This is a genomic window from Nocardia sp. 2TAF39, assembly GCF_052114905.1.
GTDB lineage: Bacteria > Actinomycetota > Actinomycetes > Mycobacteriales > Mycobacteriaceae > Nocardia.
The window spans coordinates 1-7965 of record NZ_JBFRFQ010000006.1 but is presented as its reverse complement, the minus strand read 5'-3'; the positions used below and the strand labels follow the sequence as shown (position 1 = coordinate 7965).

Below are 7965 nucleotides of genomic sequence, written 5' to 3'. Positions count from 1 at the left end.
TGTGGGGGATGTCGGGGCTGGTGGCCACTGAGCGCGCACAATGTCTGCCATTGCTCCCAAATGCCATCAGACGTTCACTGGTGACAAGGCTGCGACTCGGCACCTGGTTGTCGATTATCGCCACAAACCGCACGTCATCTGTCGAACACCGCAGAGCGTCGGCCTTGTTGATGCCGGCCGCGATTACCCCTGCTGGGGCTTGCCGCAGAATTAGAGCCCATTCGGTGGGCAGTCGCAATTGCTCGGCAGGCCCATTCCGCATGTTTCGAGTGCAACGCCTCGCAGTCCGATCCAAAGCAGCCCGACTGCTCGACCACGTCAGCTGCCACCGCGGCCACCTCGACCCGACCACCCGCGACCGGGTTACCGGCCGTGAGCCTGGCCCGGCTGCCAGCTAGTCGGCAGTGAGTTTGGCGGGCATGGAGCGGTAGGCGTGCAGGTTCACCAGGCGACGCGGGATCGGCGGGCCGTCCAAGCGCAGATCCGGATATCGCTCGAAGAGGGTCCGCAGCGCGATGACGCCTTCCATTCGGGCCAGCCGGTATCCCAAGCAGCCGTGCACCCCGCTGCTGAACGCGAGGTGATCCGCGGCGTTGGCCCTGGTCACGTCGAATCGTTCGGGATCGGGGAAGACGCCGGGATCGTAGTTTGCGCCCGCCAATGACAGCAAGACCACGGAACCGCGCTTGACGTGTCGATCGGCGATGTCGACGTCACAGTTGGCGATCCGGCCGGTCATCCGCACGGGGCAGTCGTAGCGCAGGATTTCCTCGATCGCGCCCGGCCACAGCTCCGGCTGCGCCATCAGTAGCTTCAGCTGATCCGGATGGCTGGTCAGCAGGGCGATTCCGTTGCCGAGCAGGTTCACTGTCGTCAAGAATCCGGCGTCCAGCAGCAGGGCCGCGTTGGCCATCTGCTCGCGGCGGGTGAGCTCACCGCTTGTCACCAGCACAGTGAGCAGGTCATCGCCCGGCTCGGCGGTGAGCTTGTCGATGCGCTGCTCGAAGTACTGCTTGACCTCGGCCAGCTCGTCGGTGGCGTGGCGATACGTGGTCCAGGTCAGGGCTCGGTCGACCAGCGGCGCGCTATTGAAACCCCACTTCAGCATGGTCGAATGCATATCGGGGGGAAACCCGAGAATCTCGGCGATGATCGCGACGGGCACCTGTTCGGCGAAGTCCTCGATCAGGTCCGGTCGCGGCTTTGATTCCAGGCGTTCGAGTAGGCCATCGGTCACTTCAACGGCCCGTTGCTCCAATTTGGCGATCGCCTTCGGGCTGAATGCCTGCCCGACCAGGCGGCGGTACCTGGTGTGTTCCGGCGGATCGGTCACCAGCATCGAGGGCGGTTCCCCGAGGTTGGGAAGTTCCTGATCCGTCTTGGTCAGCACCCAGCGGATCGGCTTCGGAATGACTGGATGGGTGGGCGTGACCACGCCGAAGCGGTTGTCTCGCAGGATGCGACGGCACAGGTCGTAGTCCGTGGTGACGTACGCTCCCGACAGCTTGGGCAGACGGCCCCGCTGTCGGATCTCCTCGATGAACGGCGATGCGCCGAGCAAGCGATCCTGGCCGAAGGCGATCTGTGCGAGGGGATCGCCCCGATGTGCCGACCACAGCATGTAGGACCGCGTCAGGCCGTGCACGAGCAGCCACCGAATCCACGCGCGAGTCAGCCTTGTCACCTCCCGCTCCGGCCGCGGAAGTGTTCGGTGAGGATGTGTCCGATGGTGTGGAGTGCGTCGGGTTCGGTCATTCGGGTGTGTTGGGTGGGGATGTGGTGTTCGGTGATGCGGCCGGTGATGTGGTTGTTCCAGGCGAGGGCTGGGGAGGGGTCGTGGTTTGTGTGGTCGGTGGCGGTGAAGTAGATCAGGTCACCGTCGAAGAGTGCGGGTTGGTGGTTGCGGGTGAGGTCGACGAGCCGGGTGTAGTCGCGGTGTACGAGCTCGAGGTGTTCGGGGGTCACGGCGGTGAGGAGTCCGCCTCGTTGGCGCAGCAACGCGGCGGCGGTCTCGGGGGTGAGGTCGGCGGGGCCCGGGGGGAGGGTGAGGCCGCCGTACTCGGCGAGCATCTCTACGAATTCGGTGATGGTGGGGGTGGGTGCGCGGTTGCTGCGGGGGGTGACGACGCGGGTGTCCATCATGGCGAGGGTGGCGATGGTGTCGCCGTCGCCTTGGAGTTGGGCGGCGATCTCGTGGGCGATGGTGCCGCCGAGGGAGTAGCCGAGCAGATGGTAGGGGCCGTGTGGTTGGACGGCCCGGATTTCCTGGACGTAGCGGGCGGCGAGTTCGTCGAGGGTGTCGTATCGGGTGGTGGGGTCGGTGAGGGTGGGGGATTGCAGCCCGTGGACGGGTCGGTCGGGGTCGAGGTGCGCCACGAGTCCGCTGAAACCCCATGCCAGTCCGACGGCGGGGTGGATGCAGAACAGGGGCGGTTCGGTTCCGGTGGCGCGCAGGGGGAGCATGACGCGCAGCGCGTCGTCGGGGTCGTGTTCGTCGAGGCCGTGTAGGCGGGTGTCGATGCGGTGGGCCAGCGATTGTGGTGTCGGGTCGGTGAAGATCCAGTGGACCGGCATGGTGATACCGGTCGATTCCGCCAGCCGCACTACCAGTTGGGTGGCGGCCAGTGAGTTGCCGCCGAGGGTGAAGAAGCCGTCGTCGACGCCGACTCGGTCGATGCCGAGGGTTTGGGTGAAGGCGTCACAGACGGTGGCCTCGAGTGGGGTGGACGGTGCCCGGAACGGGGTGGGGCGCCGGTGGGGTGGGGGGAGGGCTTTGTAGTCGAGTTTGCCGGTGGCGGTGCGGGGGATTCGGTCGAGCACGATGATCGAGGACGGGATCATGTGGGTGGGTAGTCGGGTGGCGAGGTGGGTGATCAGTGCGGTGGTGTCGGGTGTGGTGTGCGGGGTGGGTACGACGTAGCCGGTGAGGTGGTCGGTGCCCTCGGGTTGGGTGTGGATGGTGACGGCTGCGTGGGTGATGTCGGGGTGGCTGCGTAGCGCGGCTTCGATCTCGCCGGGTTCGACGCGGTTGCCTTGGATCTCGAGTTGTCGGTCGCTGCGGCCTTCGTATCGCAAGGTTCGCTCGGCGATCCAGGTGACCAGGTCGCCGGTGCGATACATGCGGGTCCCGCCGCGCCCGTAGGGGTCGGGGATGAATCGGGCTGCGGTCGTGGTGGGTTGGTTGTGGTAGCCGCGGGCGAGGCCGGGTCCGGCCAGATAGAGTTCGCCGACCACTCCGGGTGGGACGGGCCGCAGTCGGCGGTCGAGTACGACGGCGGTGAATCCGCGGATCGGGCCGCCGATTGCCATGGGGCTGTCTGTGCTCGTGGTCCGGGGAGTGTCGGCGCAGCTGGTGATCGTGGTTTCGGTGGCTCCGTAGGAGTTGATCACTGTGCGGCCGGGTGTCCATTGTGCTGCCAGGTCTGGTGGGCATGTCTCGCCGCCGAGGATCACAGTGTCGAGGGCGCCGAGGAGTTCGTCGGGGTGCATCGATGCCAGCACCGTCGGGGTCATCGCGGCGTGGGTGACGTGTTCGGTGTTGATCACCTCGGTGAGTTCGGTGCCGGCGACCACGGGTGCGGGGGCGAGGATCAGGGTGGCCGCGGAGGTGGCGGCGGCGAGCCATTCGAGGATCGAGACGTCGAAGCTCGGTGCGGCGGCGGCCAGCATGCGGGAGGTCGGGGTGAGGCCGAACCGTTCGCGGGTGTCGGCGGCCAGGTTCGCTATCCCGGTGTGGGTGACCACGACCCCTTTGGGGGTCCCGGTGGAGCCTGAGGTGTAGATCAGGTAGGCCGGGTGCTGTGGTCGTAGCGTGGTTGTTCGTTCCGGGTCGGTGACCGCGGCGGGAGACGCCGACGCTGCCGCCGCGGCGAAGCAGGGGTCGTCGAGGACGAGCCATCCGATGGTGTCCGGTAGCCGGTCTCGGTGGGTTCGCAGGCTCAGCCCGAGGGCGGCGCCGGAATCGGTGAGAATGCTGGTGATCCGGTCGTGGGGTTGGGTGGGGTCGATCTGAACGAACGCGCCACCGGTCTTGGTGACCGCCCATACCGCGATGATGGCCTCGATGCAGCGCGGCAACGCCACGGCCACGAACGATTCCGGCCCTACCCCTGCGTTGATCAGTATCCGTGCCCACCGGTTCGAGGTTTCCTCGAGTTCGCGGTAGGACAACCGCACACCACCGCAGACCACCGCTTCGGTGTCGGGTGTCATCGCGGCCGTCAACACCTGCGGCAACACCGCCATCGCCGCGCTCGGCCGGCCGCGAACGGGTACCAGCACGGCTCGTTCGACCGGTGTCAGCAGCTGTAGTCGGGTCAGGGGCAGGTCGATGTGTTCGGCGATGGTGTCGAGCACGCGCAGCACTCGGTCGGCGATGGCGTCGATCTGGTGTCGGGTGAACAGGTCGGGCAGGTATTTGAAGGTCAGGTGCAGTTGGGTGTCGTGCGCGACGACCAGACCGAGCGGATAGTGCGCGGCGTCGCGTCCGTGCACGCCCAGGACATGCATTCCCGCGATGTCGGTGTCTTCCGACAGCCCCGTCGAGTCGATCGGATAGGACTCGAAGACGGTCGCGGTGTCGAATATCGCGGCGGGGCCGGCGATCTGTTGGATGCGGGCCAGTCCGAGGTGGTGATGGTCGAGCAGTGTGGTTTGTTCGGTGTGGATTCGCCGCAGCAGTTGGGCGAGGCTTTCGCGGTGGTCGAGCCGGACCCGCACGGGCACGGTGTTGACGAACAGCCCGATCATCGATTCGATACCGCGGATCTGTGGGGGGCGCCCGGAGACGGTGGTGCCGAAAACCACGTCCTCGCGGGCGGTGACGGCCGCGAGCACGATCGCCCAGGCAGCGTGCACGATCGTGTTGAGGGTGGTCTCTTGCTGGTGGGCCGCCGTGGCAAGGGCCGTGGTGCGGTATTCGCTCAACCGCACCGCGACCTCACSCGCGGCGGTGGTGTATCGGCGGCCGCGCTCGGCGGGCGCCAGCAGAGTCGGCTCGGCCACCCCTTCGAGTGCCCGCGCCCACGCCGCCTGCGCCGCATCCTGGTCCTGGGCCTGCAGCCACGTCAGGTAGTCGCGGTAGGGACGTAGCGGTGCCAGGGTCTCGGGGTCGCTGTCAGTGGCGTAGAGGATCAGCAGTTCCCGGATCAGCAGGGGAGTGGACCAGCCGTCGATCAGGATGTGATGCATGCTCAGCACCAGCCGGTAGCGTCGGGGTGCGGTGTCGATCAGTGTCAGTCGCAGCAGCGGCGGCGCGGTCACGTCGAAGCGGGTGCGGCGGTCGGTGTCCATGAGGTGTTCCAGCGCGGCCGCGGTGTCGTCGCAGTCGGCCAAGTCGATCCGGGTGAACGGCACCTCGACACGCGCAACCACCACCTGAACCGGGTCGCTGACGCCGTCGCGCACGAACGCGGTCCGCAGGTTCGGGTGCCGTCCGACGAGTGTCCCCACGGCGCGGCGTAACCGGTCGGCGTCCACGTCTCCGCCGAGCTCCACACACAGTTGCACGATGTAGGCATCGAGGCTGCCCTCGGCGAGCTGGGCGTGGAACAGCAACCCGGTCTGCAGCGGTGTGAGCGGCCAAATATCGTCCASCCCCGGGTGTCGGGTCTCGAGCCGGTCGATCGTGTCCTGGTCGAGGTCGACGAGGTCGACATCCGACGGTGTCAGCCCGCCGGCGCCGGGCCGGGACGCGTGCGCGGCCAGAGCCGTCACCGCCTCGCGCCACTCTTGCGCGAGGTCGGTGACCTCGCCGCAGGTGAGCAGACCGGTCGGGTAGTCCCAGGAGGCGGTCAGGACCGGCCCGTCGGGTGTGTCGGTGGTGACCGCGTTGACGCCCAGCACGGCCGCTACGGACGCGTCGGGGTTCTGCACACCGCCACCGGCGTGCTCGCCGGCGGGCATCCACCCGCTGTCGCGCAACGCCGCGGGTATGGTGTCGAACCGGCCGAGATAGTTGAAGCTCACCTGCGGGTCGGGCAACGCACCCAGAACGCGGGCGGTATCGGTGTTGAGGTAGCGCAGCAACCCATAGCCGATCCCGTGGTCGGGGACCCGGCGCAGTTGTTCCTTGACCGATTTGACGACCGCCCCGGCGGCCGTCCCGGCGGCGAACGCGTCATCGATGTCGATATCGGACAGGTCGAGTCGCACCGGGTAGATGGTGGTGAACCATCCCACGGTGCGAGTCAGGTCCGCACCGGGCAGCATCACGTCGTGGCGGCCATGGCTTTCCAGGGTCAGCAGCGCCTCGCCGATAGTGTGGCCGCGCTGGCGCCGCCACCGAGTCAGCGCCAGCGCGAGCCCGGCGAKGAGGGCGTCGTCCACGCTGCCGCGGAACACCCGCGGCAGGGTCGTCAGGACGGCGCGGGTCACCGCGGTAGGTAACCTCACCTCGACAGTGGCGACGGTAGCGTGGACATCCACGACCGGGTCGAKGGGGCGGGCCCCGATCGCCGGGTCGGCGGTGTCGAGCGTGGACCGCCACCAGTCGAGTTCCTCGAGGCTGCCCGCGGCGGTGTCCACAGCGTGCGCCCAGCGTCGCATCGAGGTACCGACCGGCGCGAGCCGCGGCTGTTGCCCGGCACTCACCTGGGCGGCTGCCGCCGCGAGGTCGGGAACAAGGATCCGCCACGACACGCCATCGATCACCAGATGATGTAYGACGACCAGTAGCCGCCCCGACTGTCCGGGCCAGTCGAACCACACCAGCTGCAGCATCACTCCCGCGGCGGGGTCCAGGCGCTCGGCGGCCGCGTTCGCCTCCGCGTCGGCGATCGCGGCGAAAGCGCTGCCCTCGGGTGCCGCATCCACCGGCACGCGCCGGATCAGCCCGGCGGCCGACATTCCGGCCGGGCGCACCTGCAACGCCCAACCCGACCGATGCCCGGGGTCGGGGTGTAATCGGGCCCGCAGCATGTCGTGGTGATCGATCACCGCCTGCACGGTCGCCGCGATCGCGGCGGTGTCGATACCGGCCGGCACGGTGAGCATCACCCACTGGCAGAAACGGTCGAATCCGCCGCGCTCGAACATCCAACACATGATCGGTGTCACCGGGATCGGACCCACACCCCCACCGGGCAGTTCCGCCGGAACAGCGGCCGCTGCGGCACCGTCGTCGCGCACGGCGATCCCGGCCAGCCCGGCGACGGTTYTACGTTCGAACACCTCACGCACCGACAACACCACACCCGCCGCCCTGGCCCGGGTCACCAACTGGATCGACATGATGCTGTCACCGCCCAAGGCGAAGAACGAATCGTCCACACCGACCGAGTCGACACCCAGTACCTCCGCGAACAGCCCAGCCAGCGTCGTCTCCACCTCGGTCACCGGTGCCCGGAACTCGGTGCGGCCCGCGGCGAAGTCCGGCTCGGGTAGTCCGGCGCGGTCGAGTTTGCCGTTCTTCGTCACCGGCAGCGCGTCCAGCACCACCACGGTCGCGGGCACCATATGCGGGGCCAACCGCTGCCCGGCGAACGCGAGGACCGTAGCCGTGTCGAGGTCGGCGCCCGGCTCGGCCACCACATACCCGATCAACCGATCGCCGGTAGGGCCCTGGTGCACCGTGGCTACCGCGCGGGCCACACCCGGGCAGGCCAGCAGACCCGATTCGACCTCGCCGAGCTCGATACGGAAACCACGAACCTTGACCTGGAAATCCGCCCGCCCCACATAATCCAGGGTCAGGCTCCCCTCCGGTAGCCGCCGCCACCGCACCAGATCCCCGCTCCGATACATGCGCTGCCCCCCGCCGGCGAACGGATCGGCGACAAACCGCGACGCCGTCAAACCCCTCCGGTTGCGGTAACCACGAGCCACACCCGGACCCGCCAGATACAACTCCCCCACAACCCCGACCGGCACCGGCCGCAACCACACATCCAGCACAACCTGCCCGACCCCACGAATCGGCCCACCGACCGTCACCGCCTCACCCGCGACCATCGGCGCACTGATATT

2 protein-coding genes are annotated in these 7965 nt (G+C 68.0%); both read right to left on the bottom strand.

Annotated features, from left to right (window positions below; genetic code table 11):
* Window positions 1-394 precede the first annotated feature (394 nt).
* Entirely contained in the window at window positions 395-1621 is a 1227-nt protein-coding gene (locus AB4Z47_RS05420; RefSeq protein WP_441948543.1) for a cytochrome P450, read from the bottom strand.
* Between the two features lie 59 nt (window positions 1622-1680).
* Window positions 1681-7950, bottom strand: coding sequence for an amino acid adenylation domain-containing protein (locus AB4Z47_RS05415; protein WP_441948320.1), 6270 nt, complete (start codon window positions 7948-7950; stop codon window positions 1681-1683).
* Window positions 7951-7965 lie beyond the last annotated feature (15 nt).

Bases quoted from the DNA above. Each gene is read 5' to 3' on its own strand.
- AB4Z47_RS05420 (WP_441948543.1), bottom strand. From the start codon at position 1,621: ATGCTGTGGTCGGCACATCGGGGCGATCCCCTCGCACAGATCGCCTTC.